This is a genomic window from Apibacter mensalis, from assembly GCF_001418685.1.
In the GTDB taxonomy this organism is placed as follows: Bacteria; Bacteroidota; Bacteroidia; order Flavobacteriales; family Weeksellaceae; genus Apibacter; species Apibacter mensalis.
This window is the reverse complement of sequence record NZ_LIVM01000001.1, coordinates 229,207-256,103: the sequence shown is the minus strand read 5'-3', so window position 1 is coordinate 256,103 and position 26,897 is coordinate 229,207. Positions and strand designations below refer to the sequence as shown.

30 protein-coding genes are annotated in these 26,897 nt (G+C 30.6%); 19 read left to right on the top strand and 11 right to left on the bottom strand.

What is annotated here, in order from left to right; genetic code table 11:
- Positions 1–17: 17 nt before the first annotated feature.
- Positions 18–536, bottom strand: a complete 519-nt coding sequence (locus ASC36_RS01115) for a mechanosensitive ion channel domain-containing protein (protein ID WP_055424638.1) — start codon at positions 534–536, stop codon at positions 18–20.
- Positions 537–1,040: 504 nt separating this feature from the next.
- On the opposite strand from ASC36_RS01115, the gene prfB reads away from it, so the two are divergent.
- Together prfB and ASC36_RS01105 are read left to right on the top strand one after the other, a co-directional pair.
- Entirely contained in the window at positions 1,041–2,162 is a 1,122-nt protein-coding gene (prfB, locus tag ASC36_RS01110) for a peptide chain release factor 2 (protein WP_055424637.1), read from the top strand.
- A gap of 57 nt (positions 2,163–2,219) precedes the next feature.
- Positions 2,220–3,134 carry an SPFH domain-containing protein gene (locus tag ASC36_RS01105; protein ID WP_055424636.1) on the top strand — a complete coding sequence of 305 codons (915 nt, stop codon included), beginning with the start codon at positions 2,220–2,222 and terminating at the stop codon, positions 3,132–3,134.
- Positions 3,135–3,197: 63 nt separating this feature from the next.
- Here ASC36_RS01105 and ASC36_RS01100 read toward each other — a convergent pair whose 3' ends face one another.
- The 3 genes from ASC36_RS01100 to ASC36_RS01090 all read right to left on the bottom strand — a co-directional run bounded on the left by ASC36_RS01100 (position 3,198) and on the right by ASC36_RS01090 (position 4,291).
- Entirely contained in the window at positions 3,198–3,557 is a 360-nt protein-coding gene (locus ASC36_RS01100; RefSeq protein ID WP_055424635.1) for a hypothetical protein, read from the bottom strand.
- Positions 3,558–3,596: 39 nt separating this feature from the next.
- Positions 3,597–3,872, bottom strand: coding sequence for a hypothetical protein (locus tag ASC36_RS01095; RefSeq protein ID WP_055424634.1), 276 nt, complete (start codon positions 3,870–3,872; stop codon positions 3,597–3,599).
- A gap of 104 nt (positions 3,873–3,976) precedes the next feature.
- Positions 3,977–4,291, bottom strand: coding sequence for a hypothetical protein (locus ASC36_RS01090; RefSeq protein ID WP_055424633.1), 315 nt, complete (start codon positions 4,289–4,291; stop codon positions 3,977–3,979).
- A gap of 165 nt (positions 4,292–4,456) precedes the next feature.
- On the opposite strand from ASC36_RS01090, the gene ASC36_RS01085 reads away from it, so the two are divergent.
- Positions 4,457–5,557, top strand: coding sequence for a hypothetical protein (locus tag ASC36_RS01085; RefSeq protein ID WP_055424632.1), 1,101 nt, complete (start codon positions 4,457–4,459; stop codon positions 5,555–5,557).
- Positions 5,547–6,113: a hypothetical protein gene (locus ASC36_RS01080; RefSeq protein ID WP_055424631.1), complete on the top strand. Its 567-nt coding sequence runs from the start codon at positions 5,547–5,549 to the stop codon at positions 6,111–6,113. Before ASC36_RS01085 ends, ASC36_RS01080 begins: the two co-directional genes overlap by 11 nt.
- Here the strand turns inward: ASC36_RS01080 and ASC36_RS01075 are convergent.
- The 3 genes from ASC36_RS01075 to ASC36_RS01065 all read right to left on the bottom strand — a co-directional run bounded on the left by ASC36_RS01075 (position 6,080) and on the right by ASC36_RS01065 (position 8,284).
- The gene (locus tag ASC36_RS01075; RefSeq protein WP_055424630.1) at positions 6,080–6,649 is read right to left on the bottom strand and encodes a 5-formyltetrahydrofolate cyclo-ligase; all 570 of its coding nucleotides are present in this window, start codon (positions 6,647–6,649) and stop codon (positions 6,080–6,082) included. The genes ASC36_RS01080 and ASC36_RS01075 overlap by 34 nt on opposite strands.
- 5 nt (positions 6,650–6,654) lie before the next feature.
- Positions 6,655–6,885, bottom strand: a complete 231-nt coding sequence (locus tag ASC36_RS01070) for a ferredoxin (protein ID WP_055424629.1) — start codon at positions 6,883–6,885, stop codon at positions 6,655–6,657.
- 157 nt (positions 6,886–7,042) lie between these two features.
- Entirely contained in the window at positions 7,043–8,284 is a 1,242-nt protein-coding gene (locus ASC36_RS01065) for a peptidase U32 family protein (protein WP_055424628.1), read from the bottom strand.
- A 183-nt stretch (positions 8,285–8,467) separates the two neighbouring features.
- On the opposite strand from ASC36_RS01065, the gene yidD reads away from it, so the two are divergent.
- The 3 genes from yidD to ASC36_RS01050 are packed head-to-tail and all read left to right on the top strand — an operon-like array spanning position 8,468 to position 10,607.
- A complete protein-coding gene (gene yidD / locus ASC36_RS01060; RefSeq protein WP_055424627.1) occupies positions 8,468–8,707 on the top strand; it encodes a membrane protein insertion efficiency factor YidD in 240 nt (79 codons plus the stop codon).
- A gap of 6 nt (positions 8,708–8,713) precedes the next feature.
- Positions 8,714–9,568, top strand: coding sequence for a prolipoprotein diacylglyceryl transferase (gene lgt / locus ASC36_RS01055; RefSeq protein WP_055424626.1), 855 nt, complete (start codon positions 8,714–8,716; stop codon positions 9,566–9,568).
- Position 9,569: 1 nt separating this feature from the next.
- The gene (locus ASC36_RS01050; protein ID WP_073961179.1) at positions 9,570–10,607 is read left to right on the top strand and encodes a glutaminyl-peptide cyclotransferase; all 1,038 of its coding nucleotides are present in this window, start codon (positions 9,570–9,572) and stop codon (positions 10,605–10,607) included.
- 92 nt (positions 10,608–10,699) lie between these two features.
- Here the strand turns inward: ASC36_RS01050 and lipA are convergent, their stop codons facing one another.
- On the bottom strand, positions 10,700–11,554 hold the full coding sequence (lipA, locus tag ASC36_RS01045; protein WP_055424624.1) for a lipoyl synthase: 855 nt from the start codon (positions 11,552–11,554) through the stop codon (positions 10,700–10,702).
- Between the two features lie 199 nt (positions 11,555–11,753).
- On the opposite strand from lipA, the gene ASC36_RS01040 reads away from it, so the two are divergent.
- The 8 genes from ASC36_RS01040 to ASC36_RS01005 all read left to right on the top strand — a co-directional run bounded on the left by ASC36_RS01040 (position 11,754) and on the right by ASC36_RS01005 (position 19,901).
- The gene (locus ASC36_RS01040; protein WP_055424623.1) at positions 11,754–12,758 is read left to right on the top strand and encodes an AAA family ATPase; all 1,005 of its coding nucleotides are present in this window, start codon (positions 11,754–11,756) and stop codon (positions 12,756–12,758) included.
- 23 nt (positions 12,759–12,781) lie between these two features.
- Complete coding sequence (locus ASC36_RS01035; protein ID WP_055424622.1) at positions 12,782–13,648, top strand: DUF58 domain-containing protein; 867 nt, start codon at positions 12,782–12,784, stop codon at positions 13,646–13,648.
- A 2-nt stretch (positions 13,649–13,650) separates the two neighbouring features.
- Positions 13,651–14,562, top strand: coding sequence for a BatD family protein (locus tag ASC36_RS01030; RefSeq protein ID WP_055424621.1), 912 nt, complete (start codon positions 13,651–13,653; stop codon positions 14,560–14,562).
- Positions 14,552–15,553 carry a vWA domain-containing protein gene (locus tag ASC36_RS01025; RefSeq protein ID WP_055424620.1) on the top strand — a complete coding sequence of 334 codons (1,002 nt, stop codon included), beginning with the start codon at positions 14,552–14,554 and terminating at the stop codon, positions 15,551–15,553. The genes ASC36_RS01030 and ASC36_RS01025 overlap by 11 nt, the downstream gene beginning before the upstream one ends.
- A gap of 6 nt (positions 15,554–15,559) precedes the next feature.
- The gene (locus tag ASC36_RS01020) at positions 15,560–16,573 is read left to right on the top strand and encodes a VWA domain-containing protein (protein WP_055424619.1); all 1,014 of its coding nucleotides are present in this window, start codon (positions 15,560–15,562) and stop codon (positions 16,571–16,573) included.
- A 19-nt stretch (positions 16,574–16,592) separates the two neighbouring features.
- On the top strand, positions 16,593–17,417 hold the full coding sequence (locus ASC36_RS01015) for a tetratricopeptide repeat protein (protein ID WP_055424618.1): 825 nt from the start codon (positions 16,593–16,595) through the stop codon (positions 17,415–17,417).
- On the top strand, positions 17,417–19,246 hold the full coding sequence (locus ASC36_RS01010) for a BatD family protein (RefSeq protein WP_055424617.1): 1,830 nt from the start codon (positions 17,417–17,419) through the stop codon (positions 19,244–19,246). The genes ASC36_RS01015 and ASC36_RS01010 overlap by 1 nt, the downstream gene beginning before the upstream one ends.
- A 61-nt stretch (positions 19,247–19,307) precedes the next feature.
- Positions 19,308–19,901, top strand: a complete 594-nt coding sequence (locus tag ASC36_RS01005; protein WP_055424616.1) for a MarC family protein — start codon at positions 19,308–19,310, stop codon at positions 19,899–19,901.
- A 236-nt stretch (positions 19,902–20,137) separates the two neighbouring features.
- On the opposite strand, the gene rnpA is transcribed toward ASC36_RS01005, so the two are convergent.
- Entirely contained in the window at positions 20,138–20,509 is a 372-nt protein-coding gene (rnpA, locus tag ASC36_RS00995; protein ID WP_073961178.1) for a ribonuclease P protein component, read from the bottom strand.
- Between the two features lie 158 nt (positions 20,510–20,667).
- On the opposite strand from rnpA, the gene ASC36_RS00990 reads away from it, so the two are divergent.
- From ASC36_RS00990 to ASC36_RS00980, 3 genes are all read left to right on the top strand, one after another.
- The gene (locus tag ASC36_RS00990) at positions 20,668–21,081 is read left to right on the top strand and encodes a BrxA/BrxB family bacilliredoxin (RefSeq protein WP_055424613.1); all 414 of its coding nucleotides are present in this window, start codon (positions 20,668–20,670) and stop codon (positions 21,079–21,081) included.
- Between the two features lies 1 nt (position 21,082).
- On the top strand, positions 21,083–21,409 hold the full coding sequence (locus ASC36_RS00985) for an SUF system Fe-S cluster assembly protein (protein ID WP_055424612.1): 327 nt from the start codon (positions 21,083–21,085) through the stop codon (positions 21,407–21,409).
- Positions 21,410–21,670: 261 nt separating this feature from the next.
- Positions 21,671–22,372 carry an RsmE family RNA methyltransferase gene (locus tag ASC36_RS00980; RefSeq protein WP_055424611.1) on the top strand — a complete coding sequence of 234 codons (702 nt, stop codon included), beginning with the start codon at positions 21,671–21,673 and terminating at the stop codon, positions 22,370–22,372.
- Between the two features lie 96 nt (positions 22,373–22,468).
- Here the strand turns inward: ASC36_RS00980 and ASC36_RS00975 are convergent, their stop codons facing one another.
- Both ASC36_RS00975 and proS read right to left on the bottom strand, forming a co-directional pair.
- Positions 22,469–23,713: a 3-deoxy-D-manno-octulosonic acid transferase gene (locus ASC36_RS00975; protein WP_141656163.1), complete on the bottom strand. Its 1,245-nt coding sequence runs from the start codon at positions 23,711–23,713 to the stop codon at positions 22,469–22,471.
- Positions 23,714–23,883: 170 nt separating this feature from the next.
- Complete coding sequence (proS, locus tag ASC36_RS00970; protein ID WP_141656162.1) at positions 23,884–25,359, bottom strand: proline--tRNA ligase; 1,476 nt, start codon at positions 25,357–25,359, stop codon at positions 23,884–23,886.
- Positions 25,360–25,529: 170 nt separating this feature from the next.
- Here proS and ASC36_RS00965 point away from each other — a divergent pair, with 170 nt between their 5' ends.
- Positions 25,530–26,885: a hypothetical protein gene (locus ASC36_RS00965; RefSeq protein WP_141656161.1), complete on the top strand. Its 1,356-nt coding sequence runs from the start codon at positions 25,530–25,532 to the stop codon at positions 26,883–26,885.
- The last annotated feature ends 12 nt before the right edge of the window (positions 26,886–26,897 follow it).

Sequence of the window (26,897 nt, the reverse complement as noted above, 5' to 3'; positions counted from 1 at the left end):
ATCTCTAATGAATTTCATTATGAAGATTTTATTGTGGAAATAGCTTTTTGTAAAATTAAATTATTAGGAAAAGTTACTGGAAATCCATCATTAGTTCTTAAAACAACGTAGAAAGCTTTTATATCCTCAACAGTTGCTTCAATAGGATTATCTTTATCTATAATTTTAATAGTATCCCCAATACGAAAAGGTACTGTAAAGTATATTATAAAACCGGCAGTAACATTGCTCAATAATGACCATTGAGCAAAAAATGCTACTCCAACAATCGCGAAAAAAGAAGCAAATGTAGCAAATATCCATTCCGGAGTAACTCCCCAAATGGTTATAAGAAGAATTAAGCCTAAAATGTTTATTAATATGCTTGAGTATTTTATAATAACCCTTGTTCTTAATTCTTTAATGTGGGTATGATTTCCGTATTTTAGTATTATTTTATTTATAATAAGTTTTAAAAAATAAATCGCCATAATAACAATTATGGTTACTATCAATTGACGGTGATTTTCTTTAAAAAAATTACTTAATAATTCCATTTTATATTATTCATGTTGTTAGTAAATCTTTCTAGTATATTAGTTTTTCATCAGCTATAATTAATGTTTGATTAGTATGGTATTTTATACCATATAGGATAATATTTTCATCTCTACAATCTTTTCATTTTCATATTAGGCTGTATTCAGCTTACTTCATTAGTGCTCATCAATTTTAAGGGATTATATTGGGAAAAAGGAAAAATATAGTTTTTTTTAATCATTTTTAGATGTATCCTCTTTAGTATGCATTAACCAAGTATCTTTTTAGCTTATTGTACATTTTTGTAGTTCATTAATTACTAACGCTTTATTTAGCATTAAGATATTATGAATACTATTAAATAAAACGAAAGCAAATTTACAAACAAAATTTATCAATCTTTATTTAATTTAGAATTTATTTCAATAATTTATATAATTGGAATGTAAGTCTACCTATAATTTTATTATTTATTGAAGTATTTTAATTATAACATTTTACATTGTATTTTTGTACTACTTATGATTACTCAAGAAACTTTAAAAGAAATACAGACAAGAATAAAAGATTTGTATGAATACTTGGAAATTGAAAAAAAGCAAGTTGAAATACAAAATGAAGAAGAAAAATCTGCAGATCCTTCTTTTTGGGAAAATGCTAAAGAAGCACAAAAAATTTTAAAGCATTTAAGAGGTAAAAAAAGATGGGTAGAAGAATATCAGGAAATTAACACACAATATGAAGACTTAGTTGTTTTATACGATTTTTTCAAAACAGGAGATGTTACAGAAGAGGAAATAAATTCTCATTATCATTCGGTAGTTGCTTTGCTCGAAAATATAGAATTTAAGAATATGCTATCATCTGAAGGGGACGATTTAAATGCTGTGATACAAATAACAGCAGGTGCCGGAGGTACCGAAAGCTGTGATTGGGCAAGTATGCTCCTACGCATGTATATCATGTGGGCAGAAAAACATAATTTTAAAGTAAAAGAGCTCAATTATCAGGCTGGTGATGTAGCAGGTGTAAAAACAGTAACATTGGAGGTTGAAGGAGACTATACATTTGGTTATTTGAAAGGGGAAAATGGTGTACATAGATTAGTTCGGATCTCTCCATTCGATTCCAATGCAAAAAGACATACTTCTTTTGCATCCGTATATGTATATCCTTTAGTGGATGAATCCATAGATATACAAATTAACCAGGCTTCGCTTTCATGGGATACTTTTCGTTCAAGTGGAGCAGGTGGGCAAAATGTAAATAAAGTAGAGACAGGGGTTAGATTGCGTTACAAATACAAAGACGAAGAAGCGGCTGAAGAAAAAGAAATAATAATTGAAAACACCGAAAGCAGATCACAGTTACAAAATAAAGAAAAAGCATTGCAGTTATTAAAATCGCGTCTGTTTGAAATAGAGTTAGAAAAAAGAAATGCAAAACGAGATGAAATAGAAGCCGGTAAAATGAAGATAGAATGGGGAAGCCAAATAAGGAACTATGTCATGCAGCCCTATCGTCTAATAAAAGATGTTCGTACAGGTACAGAAACTTCAGATGTTGATTCAGTTATGAATGGCAATATTGATGATTTTTTAAAGTCTTATTTAATGTTAATGGGGCAGAAACCGCAGCAATAAATATAATATATAAAATTGTATATTTATCTTTTATAAAACTAAATTTAATTAATAACTATGGGAATTACAATATTGTTTATTTTACTTATATTATGTATAGTAGGAAGTCCGGTATTTGTTGTAAAACAGCAAACATCAGTAATTATAGAACGATTTGGTAAATTTAATTCTTCTCGAAATGCGGGAATTAATTTTAAAGTACCATTCATAGATCGAATTGCAGGAAAGATAAATTTAAAAATACAGCAATTGGATGTAATGATAGAAACAAAAACAAAAGATAATGTTTTTGTTCATCTCAAAGTTTCTGTGCAATATCAAGTCGTTCAAACAGCTGTATACGATGCGTTTTACAAATTACAAAATCCTTATGAACAAATCACTTCTTATGTCTTTGATGTGGTTCGTGCTGAAGTCCCCAAATTAAGGTTGGATGATGTATTTGTAAGAAAAGATGATATAGCTAACGCTGTAAAGAGTGAGCTGCAAGAAGCTATGCAGAGTTATGGGTACAGTATTGTTAAGGCACTGGTAACGGATATAGATCCTGATGAGCAGGTAAAACAAGCAATGAATCGTATTAATTCGGCTGAAAGAGAAAAGGTTGCGGCTGAATATGAAGCGGAGGCAGAACGTATCAAAATAGTAGCTAAAGCCAAGGCTGAAGCAGAAAGTAAGCAATTGCAGGGAAAAGGTATTGCTGATCAAAGAAGAGAAATTGCACGAGGCTTGGAGGAATCTGTAAAAGTATTGAATGGAGTAAACATAAATTCACAAGAAGCCTCTTCTTTAATTGTGGTTACTCAACATTATGATACTTTAAGCTCAATAGGGGCCAGTTCCCGATCTAATTTAATATTGCTTCCTAACAATCCTAGTGCAGCAAGTGATATGTTAATTAATATGATTACTTCTTTTGAAGCTTCACAACGGGTTGGAGAAAAGATAAATGATAAATCATCTCAAACCTAATATAAAAAAGAATAAAAAAAGCACTTATAAAAGTGCTTTTTTTAATTTTATGCAATAGTGAAATTATTTTTTTGTTGCATTTTTCATATCATTTTTAGAATCCTCAGCAGCATTTTTTATTCCTTCTTTAGCATTATTAGCTGTTTCTTTGATATCTTTATTTTGTTCATTTGCTTCTCCTTTAATTTTATCTACAGTTTTATCCAAGCTTTCTTTTGCATCATGGGCAGTTTCTTTAATTTGTGCAGCAGCAGAGTCTGTAAAATTTCCTATTTTTTCACCTAAAGTAGCAGAATCTTTTGCAATAGAATCAGCTGTTGAAGTAGAAGAATCAACATGATTAACCTGTTTCTTTTCACAAGAAATAAAGGAAAAAGAAGCAATAATAGTAAGGGTTGCGATGTTTAAAATTGTTTTTTTCATAACGATAAATTTTTAAAATGATTTTTTAAATTTATAATTTTATTTTTTAGTATTTCCTGCTGAGCCCTGTTCTATTTCTAGCTGGGGTTGAGCATTCATACCTTGTACTTTTGGATTATATATGTCTTTAAGATCAGCAGAGCTATCTATTGAAGGGGCAGGAGCAACTTCTTCTTCCGGTTGAGCATTTAATCCTACTATAGGTTTGGGAGCCTTTTCGGTTTTGTTATTGTGACTATTAGTATTGTTACAGGCAGTAAATGAGCTAGTTATAAGTAGTGTGATGGCAGTGAAATGTAAAAATATTTTTTTCATCACTTAAGATTTTAACTATTTATAAAAGTAAAAAATTTACTTTCAGAAAAAGGCTACAAAAAATGTTGTAACCTTTTATTGAATTTTGTTTAAATTTAAACAAACTATTTTGCTTTTACAGCTTCATTAGCTTTAGCAGCATCAGCTTCATTAGCTTTAGGTGCTTTAGTAGCATCAGCTTCATTAGCTTTAGCAGCATCAGCTTCGTTAGCTTTAGGTGCTTCAGCTTTAGCTGAATCAGCAGCAGCAGGAGCTACTTCTTGAGGAGCTTCGGTTGAAGTAGAATCAACTACAGCAGCAGTTGCAGTAGAATCAGTTGTAGAAGCAGCATCACTAGCTGATTGTTTTTTATCACATGCTACGAAAGAAGTGGTTGCGATAACAGTTGCAGCTGCAATGTTGAAAATTAGTTTTTTCATTTTTTTAGTTTTTATATTATATATAATTTTAAATTTAGATAAACAAATATAGGGATGTTAAACTATGTTGCAAGATTCAAATGGTTGTAATATTTTTGTAAAACAGATTTTCGAGTTTTACAAAAAATATATATTGAAAATCAGTAACTTGTATTTAATTTACAAATGACCGACCGGGAAACAATACTTTTTGAACAGTTAAAAAAAGAGGTTACTAAAACCTTTTTAGAAGATTTTCCTACCTTAAATCCTGATATTTCTAAATGGAAAGGTTTAGATATAATATATTTTCAAGAACATTTACGACAAAAAGTCCGAGGAAACGTTAGCGAAAAATGGTTTTATACTTATTTTAAATCTTCTTTTGAGAAATTGCCAAGGATTGATATGCTTAATTTATTAGCTCAGTATTGTGGCTATAGGAGAGGTTGGACTGAATTTGTAGAAAAATACAATTTTACGTTAGAAAAAGATTTTATTAGTATATCTAATGAGCAAAAAAATAATCAAAATTCAGATTATACTAAAATGCTCTTAGAAAATGATGATAGTAGGGAAAAAGAGCAAGGTTTAGACAAAGGTGTAAATCTAAGAAGAAAAGAAAAAAAATTATTTAAGTTTAAAAATCTTATCTATACTGCTGTAGGAGTAATTAGTATATTATTACTGATTTTTTCCGTCGATAAATATTATGAATACAGAAATACCTTTAAATTTTGTTTTTATGATGCAGATAGAGGATCTTTGATAAAATCCAAATTAGAAATTATAATACAAAAAAATGGTGTTTCTCCTGAATTTTATACTGTTTCGAATGGGTGTTTTACTTACAGATCTTCAACAGATACGCTTAGAATGACCATTAGTTCTCCAATGTATAAGAAAGAATCTTTTGTTGTGGGACTTAAAGAAATTAGAGATAAAGGGGAAGAAAATAGTAGAAATTTTAAATTAAGGCCCGATGATTATGCCATTATGTTATATTATTATTCAACGGCAGTTACCAACTCAGATGAAAATAAAAAATCACAACTTATAAAGCAGAGAAAAGAAGAACTTAATAAATTGATAGCAGATGATGCACTTATCTATCAGGTATATGATAATGAACTTTTTGGTGTAGAAGTGCTGGATAAGAAAAAATACATTGACTTTATGACAATACCTACAACATCACTAAAAAACTATGTTCTGATCAGCAGTCAGATTAATAAAAATAAAAAAATTGATTTAATAAAATTCAAAATACAAAAAAATGATAAATAAGCATATAATTCAAATTATTGTAGTGTTTCTGATAATAGGTTTTGTAGCTTGTAATAAGGAAAAATATTACGAAGGAGAAAAAGACCCTATTAAAATAAAAGAATATAATAATAAAAATTATTATGCTTCTGAAAAAATGGATTCCTTGGCAGTAATTTCACATATAACAGAGCAAAAATTACAAGAAGTATACGATCTGGCTATATTGGCAACTGAGAATAAATCGAATAAAGAAATTGATACTCTTATAGTGTCACAATTAAAAGGTTATTTTTCTAAAAAAGATACGGTTTATGTGAGTAGGATTGTAAATAATTTGGATTCATTGAAGGTGAAATATGTTAAAATTGAACTAGAGAAGAAGATATTGGGTAATACTACAATTTTAAATGATTCAATAGGGGTAATTCATTATAAAGTACATTATTATAATGACAAGAAAAAATATTTCTCTACTCAAAATTCTAAGGCTAATTATATCTTAAAGAAAAATCCTGAAAAATTTAAATCAGAATTTAAATTTTATTTCACCTCAATTGGGAAACCTGAACAATAAGAGGGAGTTATTATATAATCTAAAGGTATATCCGAAGTAGTAATATCCTCAATTGCTTCAATAGGATCAAAAAAAGAAACTCCAATTTTAGTTGAAAAGTTATAGTTTCTTAAAAAATTATCATAATATCCTTTGCCGTAACCTACCCGGTTTCCTAAAATATCATAGGCTAATAAAGGGGTAAAAATGCAATCAATATTCTTAATCAATATATTTTTTTGATCCATAGGTTCAGGTATACCCCACCAATTCTTTTTAAGTTTAGTTTCAGGAGTAAGTTCATAATGTAATAAAGAATTATTGTTTACTTTAGAACAATAAACTTTTTTTTGCTTCATCCACAAATAATTAAGTATAAAAGAAGTGTCTATCTCATTCTTGTCGGAAATAGTTAGGAAAATATGATAAGAATTGTAATCAGATAAAATGGTTTTTTTCCACACTAAAAAAATTTGCTCAGATTTGTATAATATCTCATCATTTGTAAGTAAGGATCTTAACTTTAAAAATTTTTTACGAGCCTCTTTTTTTTGCATTGATATTATATTTTTTTAACGGATATAATTTTTACTGGACATGCTTTTGCTGCTTTATCGGCAGCCTCCTGGCAATTATCGTCCGGATTTTTAAGAGTGAAAAAGCCCTTTTTTTCTTTAGATCTAAGTAAAACCGATTTCCCATCTTTCTTTGACATACGAAAATTTTCAGGATCAAACTCTGAACAATAATTGCACCCTATACATTTGTCTCTTTGTAATGTAATAATTATCATATTTTATTTTAATATTTCATTATAGTAGGATGATTTTTGCCGAATATAAATACGTATGAATTACTTAAGGATTTATGATCATAAAAAAGTTATAAATTATCATGATACCAGCAATACTTTTTAATAATTTTAAACTTAATAGAAAATTTGTGCAAATTTATGCTTTGACAACCTTATATAATTTGTCGGACGGACGTATTTTAAAGCCAATAGGTAAAGTAAGTATGTCTCCTTTTTTAGCTTCCTGAGCGGGTAAGTCATCTACCATCATAGATATAACTTCTGCTTCTTGAGCACCGGTGGTAGGTCCTTGAATTAATATTTTATCTCCAATGGTTAAGCTATAGGCTTCAATCTCAAATTCACCGATTTTAGTTTTTGGGTAAAAATGTCGTCCTTTTCCAATATAAACCTTTTTTTGAGTTGCATTAGAACCCGGGTTATCTGACCATTCACCCAATTTCTGTCCCAGATAATATCCGCTCCAAAACCCACGGTTGTATACGGTTTTCAATTGTTTCATCCATTCGTTCACAGCTTCATTATTAAAGGATCCGGATGCAATTGCATTAATAGCTTCTCGGTAGCACTTAGTTACAGTAGCAACATATTCAGGAGCACGCCCTCTACCTTCAATCTTAAGAACTTTTACCCCGGAATCAATTATTTGATCAAGAAAATCAATAGTACATAAGTCTTTAGGAGACATCATATATTCATTATCAATTTCAATTTCAAAACCGGATTCTTGATCAATAACAGTGTATTTTTTTCTGCAGTTTTGTTTACATGCACCGCGATTAGCAGAAGAATTATGAGAATGTAAGCTTAAATAGCATTTTCCTGATACCGCCATGCATAAGGCACCATGTCCAAAAATCTCAATTTCAACCAATTTTCCATTAGGTCCTTTAATTTGTTCTTTATTAATTAGAGAAGTAATCTTTTTTACTTGATTTAAGCTCAATTCTCTACTTAAAACCATTGTATCGGCAAATAAAGAATAAAATTTCACAGTTTCAATATTGGTAATGTTTATTTGTGTTGAAATATGGACCTCCATTCCAATTTGTCTTGCATAAGCAATAACAGCCTGATCCATAGCAATAACTGCTGTTATAGAAGCAGATTTCGCTCTATCCAATACTGTTTTTATAATGGATAAGTCGTGATCATAAATAATAGTGTTTAAAGTCAGATAGGTTCGTACCCCTTTTTGAGAGCATCTTCTGGAAATCTCTTCCAGATCTTCTAAAGTAAAATTAACAGATGAACGCGCACGCATATTTAATTGCTCGACTCCAAAATAAATTGAATCGGCTCCATTATCCAAGGCTGCCTGTAGTGATTCATAATTACCCGCCGGACACATCAATTCTATCTTTCCACTTTCTGTCATTACTTATTTAAAATTTTACGCAAAAATAATAAATATAACCTATATAAAATGAACTCTTTATTTAGAGTAGTAAACCTTTAATAATTATATTGAATTGGAAATATTTAATTTAGCCTGTTAAATATTTATTAATGCAGAATGTCATCTTAGAGAAAACTGTATCTTTGCAAGGAAATTGATATAATGATAAGGAAAATAACTATATTCCCGTTGGTTGTATTAATACGCGCTTATCAGATCGCTATATCTCCTTGGTTAGGAAAACATTGCAGATATACTCCTACCTGTTCCGCATATATGTTGGAAGCATTAAAAACTCATGGACTGTTCTATGGTTTTTGGTTGGGAAGTAGACGTATTTTTCGTTGTCATCCTTGGGGAGGAGAGGGTTATGATCCGGTGCCTCAAAAAAAACATAATTAAAAATAAATGAATCAACTTTTATATATTACTTGGGATCCAAGTTTAGGCATACACATAGGCAGTTTTACCTTAAGATACTACAGTTTGATGTATGTTATTGCTTTCGGCTTAGGTTTTTATCTCATGGAATTTATTTTTAAAAAAGATAAGGAAGATAAAAAATTATTAGATCCCTTATTTATTTATATGTTTCTGGCAGTAATAATAGGAGCCAGGTTGGGACATGTTTTGTTTTATCAAAAGCAATTATTGATACAAGATCCATTAGCTGTATTCTTACCCATACGAACTAAGCCTCATTTTGAATTTACAGGTTATTCAGGGTTGGCCAGCCACGGAGCTGCTATAGGAATTCTAATTTCTTTATATTTATTTACAAGAAAATATTTGAAACGAACCTTTTATTGGATATTAGATAGAATTGTTATTCCTGTTTCTATAGGAGGGATGTTTATACGCTTTGGAAATTTTTTTAATTCAGAAATTATTGGAAAGCCTTCTTCTCTTCCGTGGGCAGTATTATTTATCCAACAAGATACAGATGAATACGGAAATATAGTTCCACGACATCCTTCTCAGTTATACGAAGCATTCGGATATTTACTATTGTTTATATCCCTTATATATATTTATTTAAAAACTGATAAAAAGAAATATTCGGGGTGGATATTCGGGTATTTTTTAATTGTACTTTTTGGAATAAGATTCATAGTAGAATTCTTTAAAGAACCTCAAGGAGAAGAATATATCAATTGGCTAGGATTAAATACAGGACAATGGTTGAGTGTGCCCTTTATTATTGCAGGAATTTGCATTCTAATTGCGGCTAAAAATAGGATTTATACTTCAAAAGCAATATAAAATGAAAAATATAATATCGAGACTAGTACTATGTTTGTTGTTTCTTATAAGTATAATCGGATGTAAAGATCCTAAGAATATAAGTATCAGTACCAATTTTGAAAAATTAGATGATAAGCCATTACACATAGGAGATAAGCTGCCTTTGGAATTTAATACTCAAGATGGAATTATTGATTCTTATAGTATTAAATTAAATGGTAGAACATATGATAAAAATAATATTACATTGGAAGAGTCTAATGCTAAACTAGGAATTAACTATATAATATTGACAATTAACTATAACGGAAAATATAAAAAAAAAATAGATGCAACTTTTACGGTATTTCCTAGAGAGAAAGAAAAGATTTTAAAGTATAAATTAATTCAAGAATTCCCTCATAACCCGGAATTATTTACACAAGGATTTACCTATAAAGACGGATGGATTACAGAAAGTTCCGGGCTATATGGAAAATCCTTATTAGTAAAATATAAGTTAGGATCAACCTCTTATTCTCAAAGTGTTAAAATAGATCCCAAATTTTTCGCGGAAGGGTTTGCTACGTTGAACGGGAAATTGTATTTACTTACTTGGAGGGAGAAAAAAGGATTTATTTATAATGTTTCAGATTTTAAACTTCAAAAAGAATTTAATTATCCCGGCACTTTATTTGAGGGATGGGGAGCGACAACCATAGGGGATGAAATGGTTATTTCAGACGGATCCTCAGAATTAAAATTCTATGATAAAGATTTTAATTTAAAAAAGAGCATTTCGGTTATTGGGTATGAAACTATCTATTCTAGAATTAATGAATTAGAATACGCTAACGGCTATATTTATGCCAATGTTTTTGATGAACCCATAATTCTGGTTATTGATCCTAATACTGGAATTGTGGTTGCAAAAGCAGATTTTTCGGAATTAGTAAAATTGAATAAATCCAATGAAGAGGCTGTTTTGAATGGTATTTCCTATGTAAGTGGAAACGTATTTTTAATTACGGGGAAACTGTGGTCTAAAATTTATAAAGTGGAGTTTACAGTGCAATAATTTTTAGTTGTTCATGATATAAATGTGATAAACTGTATGTAACACCAAAAACATGATTTCACTTACTATTTATACTATTTAAATTGATAGTTTTAATTGACATGTTTTTCTGCATGATAAGATGAACGAACCAATGGGCTACTTTCAATATGCCTGAAATTTCCCAAGCTCCTAGCATAATCTTCATAATCTTTAAATTGTTTTAAGGGAATAAATTCCTTTACAGGAAGGTGCTTTTTACTAGGTTGTAAATATTGTCCAATAGTTATAACGTCAACATGAGCATCATGTATTTCTTTGATAGACTCATAAACTTCCGACGGTTTTTCACCGAGACCAAGCATAATTCCAGTTTTAGTCCTTCGTTGCCCTTGTTCTTTTATATATCGGAGAACTTCCAAGCTTCTATCATATTTTGCCTGGATACGTACTTCACGGGTTAAACGTCTAACCGTTTCCATATTATGCGAAATGACTTCAGGGGCGGCTTCCAGAATTCTATTTATATGCCTGTGAATTCCTTGAAAATCGGGAATTAATGTTTCCATGGTTGTGCCAGGACTAATTCTGCGCACCGCCTTGATAGTTTCAGCCCAAATAATGGATCCCATATCTTTTAGATCATCACGATCTACAGATGTTAAAACAGCATGTTTAATTTTCATTAATTTGATAGAACGCGCAACTTTTTCCGGTTCTTCCCAATCGATTTCAGCAGGACGGCCCGTTTTAACTCCACAAAATCCACAGCTCCTGGTACAAATATTACCCAGAATCATAAAAGTAGCCGTACCCTCTCCCCAACATTCGCCCATATTAGGACAACTTCCGCTTTGGCAAATAGTGTTTAGCTTATACTTATCAACGATTCCCCTAAGCTCCTTATAATTTTTTCCGGAGGGTAGCTTTACCCGAATCCATTTAGGTTTTGATGTTGAGGAGTCCATAAAACAAATTTTTATTGTACAAAGTTAGTAAGTTTATTATTGAGATTGCCTAATTTATAAATATAAAAAAAATATAATAATCAAATTATACTGCCAGAAATATATAAAATTAGATGATTTACTACAAATTTTAACGATTTATTAGCAACGCAATTAGAATAAAATATTGAACTTTGCTGCAAGTTAATTTTTAGAAAAAATGGAGTATACATCAACTTCCGAAGATATAAAAATTATTATTGAAAAAGTACGAGAAAAAAGCAAGGATTTTACTTTACTTAGTAAAGAGATAAATCAGGTTATTGTTGGGCAAAAATATATGATTAACCGTCTGTTAATAGGTTTATTAAGTAACGGTCATGTTTTGTTGGAAGGTGTTCCTGGATTGGCAAAGACTTTGGCAATAAAAACCCTTGCTGAGGCTCTTGATGGAGAATTTTCTCGTATTCAATTTACACCTGACTTATTACCGGCAGATGTATTAGGTACCCTAATATATAATATGAAAGATAATGATTTTTCTATAAAAAAGGGACCTATCTTTGCTAACTTTATCTTGGCAGATGAAATTAATCGTTCCCCGGCTAAAGTCCAATCTGCGTTATTGGAGGCCATGCAGGAAAAACAGGTAACCATTGGGGATAAAACATTTAGGTTGAAAGAACCTTTCTTAGTATTGGCAACACAAAATCCTATCGATCAAGAAGGAACATATCCACTCCCGGAAGCTCAAGTTGACAGATTTATGCTTAAATGTGTGATTTCTTATCCTGATTTTGAGCAAGAAAGGACGATTCTTAGGCAAAATATTTCCGGTGAAAAATATCAAGTTAAAAAAATAATAACTTTGGATAAAATTTTTCAAGCAAGAGAGTTAATAAAAGAAATATACATGGATGAAAAGATAGAAAGTTATATTCTTAATGTGGTATTCGCTACGCGTTATCCAGAAAAATATAATATACCTAATTTAAAGCCATATATATTATTCGGTTCTTCTCCAAGAGGTAGCATAAGTATGGCATTGGCAGCTAAGGCAAATGCATTCCTAAACCAGAGAGGATTTGTTATTCCTGAAGACGTTAAATCTGTTGCCAAGGATGTACTTCGTCATCGTGTAGGAATTACCTATGAAGCAGAAGCAGAAAATATATCTTCAGAGGATATAATTGATCAAATTCTAAATTCTGTAAAAGCACCGTAGTAATTATTAAATAAATAAGAAAGTTGACGACAGAAGAGCTTTTAAAAAAGGTAAGACTTATCGAGCTAAAATCTAAAAGAAGAATTAATTCTATGTTTTTAGGAGAATATCATAGTTCTTTTAAAGGTATAGGAATGACATTTTCGGAAGTTCGTCAATACCAATTTGGGGATGATGTCAGAAAAATCGATTGGAATAAAACAGCTAGATATAATGAGCCTTTTGTAAAAATATTCGAGGAAGAAAGAGAAATGGTGTCTATGATATTAATAGATATCAGTGCATCTATGAATTTTGGTACAAAAAAACAATTAAAAAAAGAGATGGTTGCTGAAATTGGAGCAACTCTTGCTCTTTCTGCTGTTAAAAACAACGATAAGGTAGGGTTAGTATTATTTTCGGATAAAATAGAATTTTTTATTGCTCCTAAAAAGGGAAATGCTCATATAGTTAGAATAATAAAAAAGATTTTAGAAGCAGAGCCCAAACATACCAGAACAGATTTATCAGTAGTTTTTGATTTTATAATAAAAACCATAAAAAGAAAATCTACCATTTTTTTAATATCAGATTTTGATGTCACCTATTTTGAAAGAAATTTACGAATATTAACAAAAAAGCATGACATAACCGGGATTCGCGTTTACGATCGTATTGAAAAAATATTTCCGGATATGGGCTTGATTTATCTTGAAGATTTAGAAACCGGAAAATTGCAATGGGTAGATACTTCTTCAAAAGTAGTTCGGGATAAATATTCAGAATATTATCAACGATTAATGAATATAACAGAAAATGTATTCATTAAAAACGGTGCCGGTTTTCTAAATATACCTGCTCATGGTGATTATATAAAAATATTGTTTAATTATTTTAGAGGACATCATTAATTGTGAAGTTTAAAATTTTCATAGTATATTTTTCTATAGTATCAATATTTATTCATGCTCAAGCACCTGTTTCCACTATTTCAACAGATTATATAAAATTTGGAGAGCCGGTTACTTTAAAAGTTACAGTTAAATCTAATCATAATGATACTATAATTTTTCCAACAGTTAAAGACACACTTAGTGCAAAATTAGAAGTTTTAAGACAAAAAAAAGATACATTATATAAGGACAATATTCGATTTATAAGTGACAGTATAATTTTTTCGGCATATGAAGAAGGAACATTTACTGTACCTTCTCAAAGAATTCTAATAAATTCAAGAGAATATTATACTCCGTCCTATAAGGTAACGGTAATTCCGGTTTCCACCGATAGTATTCGGACTCCTTTATTCGATATAAAGACTATTGTAAAGGTACCTAAGAATAGTTGGGATTATTTACAGAATTATTGGCAGTATATTGTACTAATTATCTTCATAGTGGCTATAATTATCTATATAGTGAGAAGAAAGAAGAAAAAATCGGTAATCCATAAAACATATCCTGATGTACTGGCAATAAATCGGTTGAAAAAGTTGAATAAATCTAATTATTTAGATAAAAATTTATATAAAAAATATTATTCAGAGTTAGCGTCTATTTTAAAAGAATATATGGAAGCTCGTTGGGATTTCCCCGCAACCAAACTTTTGTCTGATGATTTATTGGAATGTTTAAAAAAAGAAAGATGGATAGATGGGCAAGAAGCAGAAAATCTTAGTGCAATTTTCAAAACTGCAGATCTGGCAAAGTTTGCGAAATTCAAGCCTACTCCGGAAGAAACGAAAATACATATGGATAAGGCAATAAATTTCATAAATCAAACAAAAACCGATTCACCTAAAATAAAGCTGCAAGATGAATCATAATATAGTGTTCGGATATCCTTGGATGTTGGTTTTATTGCTAATAATACCGATGTTTATTTATCTTAAATTTAAAACTAAAGCTAAGACAGAGGCAGTATCAATACCCAATGTCTCAGCTTTTAAGTCTGAAAATAATTACAAAATTTTCTTAAGACCCTTATTGTTTTGGATGCGTCTGCTTATACTAGCTTTATTAATATTCGCAATGGCCAGACCTAAAGTTATAGCTACTTCCCAAATATATCAAAGTAATAAAGGTATTGATATAATGCTGACAGTAGATGTATCATTAAGCATGTTGGCAAAAGATTTGAATCCGGATAGGCTATCAGCACTTAAAAAAGTGGCACAGAAATTTGCTTTAGAAAGATTGGTTGACCGGATTGGATTGATTGCTTATTCTGGAGAAGCACTTACCTTAGTTCCTCTGACTGTAGATAGAAATATATTAATTCAACAGATTGAAAATTTAAAAACACAGACTCTAGAAGGGGGAACTGCCATAGGAGTTGGATTAACTACAGCAGTAAATCATCTTAAAAAAAGTAAGGCTAAAAGTAAAGTAGTTATTTTAATGACAGATGGAGTAAATAACGACGGATATGTAGATCCTACTGTAGCTGCAGATATTGCAGCAGAAGAAAGGATTAAAGTTTATACTATTGGAATTGGAACTAATGGTTATGCTTTATTTCCCACTCAAATAGACCGATTTACCGGAAAGTTATATTTTGAAAAACAAAAAGTGGAAATAGATGAAAATTTATTAAAACATATTGCACAAAAAACCGGAGGAGAATATTTTAGAGCTACCGATGCTGAAAGTCTTCAAAATATATACAATAGAATAAACAAATTAGAAAAATCCGATATTAATGATTTAAAATATTATAATTATAAAGAGAAATATAGAATGTTTCTTTTTCCTGCATTAATACTTTTATTGATAGAATTATTTTTAAGAGGATTTGTATTTAGAAGTATAAATTAAAATATTATGAATTGGCAGTTTGAGAAAATATCATATTTTTATTTATTGTTATTCATACCCTTTTTATTTTGGAGGTTGTTATATCTCATTAAGTGGAAAAAGTCTAAAATAAATCAATTTGCAGAGCCGAATTTTCAGAAAATGATTTTCGGTAAGCTTAATTTTTCGAAATTTATTTTAAGTAATATAGGAATAATTATAGCCTATATTTTGATGATTTTTGGATTAGCTAACTTGTTAGGAGGACCCGACAAGAAAGAAGTTAAAAGTGAAGGAATTGATTTAGTATTCGTAATCGATGTTTCAAAATCTATGAATGCAGAAGACGTAGCTCCATCTAGGATGGAAAAAGCCAAAAAAATTGTTCGTGATTTTTTATCTAAATTAGGAGGGGACCGGGTAGGAATAGTAGCTTTTGCAGGAAATGCTTATCCGATTATGCCATTAACAAGAGACTATAACGTTGCTGAGCTCTATCTGAATGGAATTGATACAAATTTTATTACGACACAAGGAACTAATATTGCAGATGCAGTATTAGAAGCTTCAACCATGTTATCTCAAACTTCCAACACATCCAAAGTAATGTTTATAATATCCGATGGGGAAGCTCACGAAGGAGAAGTTAAGAGAGCCATTACTATGGCAAAGAAAAATAAAATATCTATATTTTCCGTAGGAATAGGTACCACTCAAGGAGCACCTATACCTTTATTTTATGAAGGTAATTATTCAGAATATAAAAAGGATGAAAATGGAGATATTGTATTGACTAAATTGCAAGATAGTTCATTAAAACAATTAGCTGCAGGAACCGGGGGTAAATATTTCTATGGAGGTTATAATACAAAAGATGTTGTCATAAAACTATTTAAATCCTTTTCAACCTTAGAAAGAAACAATCAATCCGTAAGTATTAATTATGACATCAAACAATATTTTAATTATTTTATTGGAGCTGCATTTTTAGTAATTTTTATTGTTTCTTTAACAAATTATAAAAGGGATTTTATAGTTTAATCTTAGTATCTTTGTTAAAATGTATTTAAAAAGAAAATATTTAGTTGTAATTTTTATATCACTAATAAATATTTTACAAGCACAAACAGTTGCTTCAAGAAAACATTTGTTGGAGGGTAATAATAAATATATAGCTGAATCTTATAAAGATGCGGCTGCTAATTATTTGATTTCAATACAAGAAGGCGAAAATTCATATAGATCTAATTTCAATTTAGGAAATGCCATGTATAAGTTGAAAAAATATGATGATGCATTGATTCAATATGAAAAATCTCTCAAATTAGCAACCAACAACTCGGAAAGAGCTCATGCTTATTTCAATATAGGTGACAGCCATTACCAAAAAGGTGAATATGATAAAGCAGTTGAAGCATTTAAGAATGCCTTGAAATTAAATCCCAAAGATGATAATGCCAGGTATAACTATACTATGTCAAAACAAAAAGTAAAAGAAATCCAACAAAAACAAGAAGAACAGAATAAAAAAAATCAAGAGAAAGAGCTGGAAAATAAAAAGAATAATTCTCAGCAAAATGGAAATAATCCGTATGAATCAGCTAATGATAAAGAAGATAAAACTAATGATCCAAACAATCATAACAATCCAAATAATAAAGATAACACTGTAAATAATAAGGATACTCAAGAAAACAAAATTAATCCCGTAAATAATCAAAAATTTCAGGCTGATAATCATAAATCTAATCTATCAGAGGCGTCTCGTAAATCATATTATGAAAATATTTTAAGAGCCATGGAAGAACAAGAAAAAAGAGCACATCAAAAGATTTTAAACAAAAGAGCAATTCCATATCAAGTACAAAGAAACAAAGATTGGTGATGAAGAAATATTTAGTAATCTTTTTACTTATCTTTTTAGGAGGAGTTTGGGCAAATGCTCAAGTTTCTTTTCAAATTATACCGCAAAAGAATGAGGTAGGGATAAATGAATCTGTACGCATACAGTTTTTACTTTCCATAAAAAATGAAGAAATTAAAAATATTGGACGTTTAAAATTACCCTCATTTACCAATACACAAGTGACAGGCAGACAGGTAATTCAGAACCAAAGCATAGATGAAGAAGGCAATAATATTTTTGAATATGGGATTGAAATTATACTAAGGGCTGTTAAAAAAGGGAATATTCGTATAGATCCCGCTCAAGTAACTGTAAATAATAAAATGTATGAGACTAAACCAATAATAATTACAGTTTCGGGAAATCCTAATACTATTGAAGAAAGTACCTCCTTAAATTCAAAATTGGGAGAAGTTTTTCTTAAATTAAAAGTTTCAGAAAAGAATCCTTATCAAAATGAAGGAATTGTTGCAAGCTTAAAATTTTATACACGAAGAATTGAATTACTAAACAGTTTGACCAATCTGGTTTCCCCGGATTGGCAAGGTTTGTTTGTACAACCAATAAAAGAAAGAAGCCATACCTATGAACAAGAAATAATTAATGGAAACTCCTATTTTTCAAGAATAATTGGATCTTATATTATATTCCCGACTCAATCAGGAAGCATCGTTATAAACCCGTTTACATTAACATTACGAATTCCGGATGGTTTTTTTGACGAACATGATTTTAACATAAAATCGGCTCCGGTTACTTTGCAAGTAAAAAAATTACCGGAAGATCCCCCCAAAAATTTTCATGGACTTGTGGGTCAATTTTCAATGAAGGCTTCTGCAAATAAAAAAGAATTACAGACAGAAGAAGCAGTTACAATAAATGTTGAAATTAATGGTAAGGGGAATATTACACTTCTTAAATCTCCGGGGCTAACTTTATCCGATGATATTGAACAATATACCCCTAAAAGTAAACTTGAATCTGAAGCAACCATGAATGGGATAAGAGGAACGTTAAATACATCCACCATATTGGTTCCTCAAAAGGCAGGTAACTATAATATAAATGTAGAATCAATAACCTATTTCGATCCTAAAGAGGAAAAATATAAAAGTTTAGCTGTTCAACCGATTTCCATTCAAGTATCAGCTAATAACATAGCTAAAAATGAGGAGGATTCTTACAAAGTATTCAATAAAGATTCTGGGGAGATTAACCATTATGAGCCAAAATTTATTATTAAAAATAAAGTTACCGAAGTATTTAAGAAAGATCATAACAGGTTAAGAAAGATATTGATAATTATATTAATGGTAGTAATTTCAGCAATTATCATTATCATCGGAATTATCATGTTTGTATTTAAGAGAAATAAGAAACACCGGTTAAAAAAACACGAAGAAAAATACTCTTTATACCACTTAAATAAAGAAAAAAAATTAACATCAAGTACTTTAGACAATACATATATAAGTTCAAATACTACCGATTTTAAAAGCGAATTATCAGAATTAAATCACTTAGCTTATGAAGGAGCGGATAAAAAAGAATTTTACATTCTTCTAGAAAAAACATTGATGGAAGCAGCTAGGCAACTTTTAAATTTAGAAAAGGGAAGCTTTGTTTCTGCTTCAGACTTGGAAGATGAATTAGCTCAGAAATTAGGTGATGAAATATCAGAGGAATGGAAGAGTATGGTTATCCAATCTCAAATTGAACGATATTCAAGCATAACAGAACAAGAATCATTATTATCTGTTTATTCAAAAGCTAAAGAATTAATTAATAAATTATATAAAAATTTGTAGATTTCCTAAAATTTATTTAGGATAATTTAAAAACAAAATTCTTTAAAATAATAGATTTAATATGCCTTTACATTTTTCTATTCAGGAAATAGCGAGTTGCTTTATGGTTTTATTTGCTATTATAGATATTTTTGGTAGTGTACCTATAATAGTAAGCATAAAAAATAAAATTGGTTATCTGCAAGCCAAAAAAACAACTTTAGTAGCTTGTGCAATCATGATATCATTTTTATTTGTCGGAGATAAATTATTAAAACTTATAGGAATCGATGTTTATTCATTTGCAGTGGCAGGAGCATTAGTCTTATTTGTGATTGCATTGGAAATGATTTTAGGTATTGAAATTAACAAAATTGATGAACCACAATCTGCATCGATAGTTCCCTTGGCATTTCCCTTAATTGCAGGCGCTGGCTCATTAACCGCTGTGTTGGCTTTAAAGGCAGAATATCATACAGAAAATATTATAATAGCGATACTCCTTAATATGGCAGTAGTATATTTAGTATTAAAATATTCAGGTAAATTGGAACAAATTTTAGGAAAAGGAGTAATTTCAGTCATGAAAAAAGTATTTGGAATTATCTTATTAGCCATTTCCATTAAGCTATTTACCGCAAACATAACTTCTTTGTTAGAAAAAGTATCCCATTAAAAAATAAGATAGCATTTAGTATATTTGTAAAAACATACAGATGAAATATTTTTTAAATCTTACTCTTTTAGCTTTTATACTACTAATTATTTTTAACATAACGAGGATTAATTATAATTATGGATTGACTACAGATCCCAATGATAAATATTTTTATTCAATTTTATTTGCTACATTAGGTATTTTACTAATATTTATTATGAAAGGACTAAAGAATCTATCGCAAACTAAATAAATTAGCGAGAAGACTTTACTTTTTCAAGTATTCGTAAGTAGTTATTGATTAATTTTTTAAGTGATGGGATTTCTTGGTTTTTACCGGTATATACTATCATTATTAGGTGGGGAATTGCAAAAGTATTATATAATTCATATTTATGTAAGCGGTAGCATTCACGCAAAAGTCTTTTAACTCGATTCCGGTCTACAGCATGTTTAAAAATCTTTTTAGAAACGGACACTCCCACCTTGTGAGCTTTCAACGCTTTTGGGGAAGGACAATAAATAATTTTAAGAGAATGTTTTTTATCCCATTTCCCGTTTTCAAACAGATATTTAATTAGCTTATACCCTTTTAAATGCTCTTCCTTTGTATACCTTTGGTTCATATAAAATGCATTTCGCAACCATACCACTATCATTAGCAGATATTATTAATACTTTTTATTACATAAAATTTCAAGAAATGTTTTGTCAAAGATAGGACATTTGTAATAATCATTAACATTAATTATTTTTGTATAATAATAAATACTAATATAAAAATATGTATCCAGAAGAAATGGTAGCGCCAATGAAAGCGCAATTAACGAATAAAGGTTTTGAAGACTTAAATACTTCAGAGAAAGTACTTAAAGCAATAAAACAATCAGGAACAACTTTACTTATAATCAATTCAGTTTGTGGATGTGCAGCCGGAGGAGCTCGTCCGGGTGTATTATTGTCTGTTGAAGGTGAAGGAAAAAAACCGGACCATCTTACCACTACATTTGCAGGGTTTGATGTAGACGCCGTTAAAACAGCCAGAGAACACTTAGCACCTTTTCCACCTTCATCACCATCCATAGCACTATTTAAAGATGGAGAATTAGTTCATTTTCTAGAAAGACATCATATTGAAGGTCACTCACCGGAAATGATTGCTGAAAATTTGAAACAAGCGTACGCTGAATTCTGTTAACATGACTTTAAACGAAGAACAAGTACAATCCTTATCAGAAAAAATCGTAGAAAAATTAAAGACAGTATACGATCCAGAAATTCCCGTTGATATTTATGAATTGGGTTTGATATACGATATACAAATCAGTACCGAAGGAGATGTAGAGATCTTGATGACCTTGACTACCCCTAACTGTCCGGTGGCCGAAACACTACCTATGGAAGTTGAAGAAAAAATTGGTACTATTGATGAAGTAAAAGAAGTAAATGTGAAAATTACATTCGAACCATCTTGGGATAAAGATATGATGAGTGAAGAAGCTAAATTTAACTTAGGGCTTTTATAGCAATAGGATGTATTGGGTGATTAACTAGAGTTAAAGTAAATTATAAAAAGGACAGGTTTGACTCAATAAGCCTGTCATTTTTTTAAATAATATAATAAAGTATATTGATTCAAATATAAATTATATTATCAAAGATGTAATTTGAGAAAAATAAGGAAAATGTAACTAAAACATATGGAATTTAAAACAAAATGTATTAATTTATCAACCAGTCAATTACATTATTAAATAATTAAATTTGTTCAATATAAGTATGATCTCATGAGGTTATTTATAGGAGAAATATATCAGAATGAAGTACTGTTAAAAGAAGAAGAACACCACCATATAGTAAGAGTGCTGCGAATGAAAGAAGGAGATATTGTCTATGTGACCAATGGAAAAGGTGCATTAATAAAGGGGAAATTGTTGATAAACGGAAAAAAAGTTAAGGTACAAATTATAGAATTCCTTTCCAATTCATCTAATACCCATAATGGGTTACATATTGCTATTGCTCCAACCAAAAATATAGATAGATTTGAGTTATTTGTGGAAAAAGCGGTTGAATTAGGAATATCCAAAATAACCCCATTATTATGTACCAATTCAGAAAGGAAAATTTTAAATATAGAAAAGATTAAAAAGCAAATTGAAACTGCATGCAAACAATCACTGAGGACCTATTTTCCTGAAATATGTCCATTAACACATTTAAAGGATTTTATACAATCCACGCAAACCCAATTATATCTAACCCATTGTTATAAAGAATATGAAAAAATTTCTTTAAAAGAGACTTTTAAAAGAGAAAAAGAAATAACCATATTAGTGGGACCTGAAGGTGATTTTTCTAAAAAAGAAGTGGAGGAACTCTATTCCTTAGGTTCTATAGGAGTGAGCTTAGGAGAAAATAGATTGAGAACAGAAACTGCCGGAATTTTTATAGCTTCCAGTTATTATTTTTATCAAAATAATGAGTAAAGTAAATCAAACAAAGCTTTACAATGCACATTTCAAATTTATATACCTATTTCGTTTAACAAGAATTAAGTTAGATTGCATAACCAATTTCTCTCCTTATTGTAATTTATCAAAATAATCAATAATAAGTTGTACAGTATTGGGTTTACTCAAAATATATTCTTGAGCCTTTTTGCCCATTTTATGCCTTTTATTTTTATCAGTAAGTAACTCAACGAGTGCTTCATTAAACTCATTTTGATTATGAATAACTTTTGCACCGCCGAATTGAATTAGTTCTACCGCCTCAATAAATTTATCATAAATAGGTCCGTAAACCACAGGAGAGGCAAAAACTGCAGGTTCCAAGACATTATGAACCCCATCTTTTCCAAATGCCCCCCCTACATAAGAAATGTCCGAATAGGAATAAACTTTAGTCAATATTCCAACCGTGTCTAAAATAATAACTTGATAATCAGTGGGATTTGTGTGGTTTAATTCAGAAAATAATAAAGTTTTTGGCATTAATTCGCCTTTTAGCTTCCGGAAATAATCTGAATTCATGTTATGAGGAGCTATAACTAGCTTACAATTTATAAAAAAAGAAGAATTAATGAAGTTTTTTAAAAGAATATTATCTTCTTTCCAGGTACTTCCGGCAACTATTAAGGTACTAGTACCTTTAAAGAGAGACAACCAGTTTAATTGGTTATTTTGTTTAATTAGCATTTTAACTCTGTCAAAACGAGTGTCCCCGGACACTGTTACCTGTTGAATACCAATGAAGTTTAACAATTTTTTAGAATTCTCATCCTGTACAAAAAAATGAGTTACTTTAGTCAAAATCGATACAAACCATTTTCCGCTAGGCTTAAAATATATTTGGTTTTGACGAAAAATGCACGAAATAAATAATGTGGGTATTTTTTTGAGAGCGAGAGTTTGTAATATATGGTACCAAAAATCATATTTTACAAAAATTGCATAATCAGGATGTAAAAGTTCAATTAATTTATTTGCATTAGAAGGTGTATCTAAGGGAATATAAAATAAAAGATCTGCCATGCAATTATTTTTAACAACCTCATATCCTGAAGGAGAAAAAAAACTAAGAGCCAATTTATGTTCAGGAAATTTTTTCTTTAAAGCTATAAGCAAAGGAAGTCCTTGCTCATATTCACCAAGAGAAGATACATGCATCCAAATAACTGAATCAGTTGGAGAAATTCTATTTTGTATCTCCGCAAAGACCTGTACTCTTCCTTGTATCCAAAGCTTCGCTTTGGGATGAAAAAAAGAAGCAATCTTCATACCTGCTCCCATAAGGTGAATACCCAATGTATAGAAAAATGAATTCAAAATTTATTTGTAACTTTTTTATATATTTAACTCTTTTTCAATGAAGTAGTTGAAAAAAGAATTACCTTTATACAATTAAAGCCAACTGCATTTATACTTGGTCTGACGGTGAAATTTTAGTTCGATTCTATTGATTAAAATATGAGTTAGCTAAAGTACTAAAGTCATTTTTAATAAGCCCTGGCAAATAACACTCTTCTTTTGGAAGGATTTCCGGAATATATACATATACCATTTTCTTCTTTAGCATCAAGAGGTATGCAACGAATAGTTGCTTTCGTTTCAGCTTTTATTTTTTCTTCAACCTCCACAGAACCGTCCCAATGTGCAGAGATAAATCCACCTTTTTCATCTAATATTTTTTTAAATTCCTCATATGAATTTACTTCAGTTATTAATGAGTCTCTGTGCAATTTAGCTTTATTGAAAATATTTTGTTGAATATCTAGCAATAAATTTTGAATGTGTTCAGCTAATCTATCTATAGAATGTTGATGTTTTTCTAACTTATCTCTTCGAGCTATTTCGACTTGTTTATTTTCAAGATCCTTAGGGCCTATTGTAACTCGAACAGGTATGCCTTTTAACTCATATTCATTAAATTTCCATCCCGGTTTATATTCAATTCTATCGTCAAATTTTACGCTGATTCCCATTTTTTTTAGCTGGGATGTAAGAATAACCGCTAATTCAGAAATAGCTTTTAGTTGTTCTTCATTTCTATGTATTGGCACAATTACTACTTGTATAGGAGCGATATTTGGAGGTAATACTAAGCCATTATTATCAGAGTGAGACATGATTAATGCACCAATAAGACGTGTTGATACTCCCCATGAAGTGGCCCAAACATATTCTTGTTTACCCTCTTTAGATTGATATTTTACATCGAATGCTTTGGCAAAATTTTGACCCAAAAAATGAGAAGTTCCGGCCTGTAAAGCTTTACCATCTTGCATCATTGCCTCAATGCAATAAGTTTCTTCAGCACCTGCAAATCTTTCTGCAGGAGATTTTACCCCTTGAATTACTGGGATTGCCATAAAATTTTCAACAAATTCGGTATAAACTTTTAACATTTTTTCAGCTTCATCAATAGCTTCTTCTCTGGATACATGTGCGGTGTGGCCTTCTTGCCATAAAAATTCAGCAGTTCTCAAAAATAATCGGGTTCTCATTTCCCAACGAACTACATTAGCCCATTGATTAATCAAAATAGGCAGATCTCTATGAGATTTTATCCAGTTTTTATAAGTGTTCCATATTATAGTTTCCGAGGTAGGCCGAACAATCAATTCCTCTTCCAATTTAGCATTCGGATCCACTTGTACACCATTCCCGTCAGGAGAATTTTTTAATCTGTAATGAGTAACCACAGCACATTCTTTGGCAAATCCTTCCACATGATCTGATTCTTTAGATAAATATGATTTGGGAATAAATAACGGAAAATAAGCATTTTCATGTCCGGTGTCTTTAAACATCTGATCCAATTGCCGTTGCATTTTTTCCCAGATAGCATAACCATAAGGTTTTATAACCATACATCCTCTAACCCCGGAATTTTCAGCCATATCAGCTTTTATTACCAGTTCGTTATACCATTTACTGTAATCTTCTTCTCTTGATGTAAGTGTTGCCATAATGCTTTCTACTGTTTTTTAACTTTTTCTATAATTTACTGCCATATTTTTAAGATACTTTGTCACCTTGCTGTTGCTACAAATAAATATTTCTTAATTGGTATGACTTTTGCGAATTTAAAATGTTTTAAGAACAAAAATATAATAAATATATAAACTACTAAAAAAATATCATGAAGAATATCAGTTGTAATTTAGGACGAGTTTTCATGAAGGTTGGTGCTCTGTTATGGGTGTCGGGTTTTTTAACATCATGTTATGTTGGCCAAACTTCTTATGCCGGTGAAGATAGTGTATATTATTCAGATAAAATTCGAAAAAGCAGTAATAAACAAAATTCTTATGGTTATATCTATGATCAGACTACAAGCTCATCCAATTCATACAATGAAAGTCAGGGTCAAAACAAGGTAAGAATAGGCAAAAAATATATTGACCCAACTGCTAATGCAAGTGATTTATTATATGAGGATGAAAAAACTACTGATAATAATAGTATCAATTCTTCCAATAATGTTAATCGTTACAAGGCTGATGACAATCAATCGTATACTTACAATTATAATAGAGATGGATGGGGAGAGGATGGAGGAACTGTAATTAATAATTATTATTACGGAGGCTATAGTCCCTATTATTCCTATTATTGGGGAACCCCATACTGGGGATGGAGAAGTTATTGGAGCCCTTATTACGGCTGGAATTGGGGCGTTTCAGCAGGATGGGGCTGGGGTTGGTCCGGTTGGGGCTGGGATTATCCTTCATATTGGGGACCTTCCTGGGGTTGGAACTATCCTGGTTATTGGAGACCTCATCATCATTATTGGGATAATGGTTGGTGTTGCCCAAGATATTATGCCAATTACGGATCAAGATCTGCGTACTTGAATAGTTCAAGAGGAAATTCATATATATCAAGATCATATGGTACTTCTCGTTCAAGACAGATGCAAGAAATTCAAAGACAAAATAGTAGAAATGCCATTATTTCCGGAAGTCGAAACACTGTTATCGGTAATTCAAGAATAAATAATGGGTCTGTATCTAATATTTCAAGAAATAACGAAGGAAGAAGGAACGGTGCAATTATAGGCGGTTCGAGAGCTAATTCAAGGATAATTACTACTGATAACTCAAGAAACAATTCAGGGGCAGTAATTGGAGGCTCAAGAAACAATAATGTGGCTAATACTGATGGATCAAGATCCGGTGGAATAATAAGAGGTTCTAGAAATAATGTCGGGATACAAGGGGGATCAAGAAATCAGGTGGGTATTGAAAACTCTGGAGTTAGCAGAGAGTCAACTAATAATAATACCGGTACAATAAGAGGATCAAGAAATAGCACCGGAATTTTTGGTGGATCAAGGAATTATAAATCAGGATCTTCTAGAATATCTTCTCCAAATTACCAATCAGGTAACCGCGAAAGTTCTCGCGGATCCATAATTGGAGGAAGTAGTCGTGGCGGCTTTGGAGGAGGCTCCATTGGAGGAAGTCGCGGTGGCTCTATAGGTGGTAGAAGATAATATATAATAATA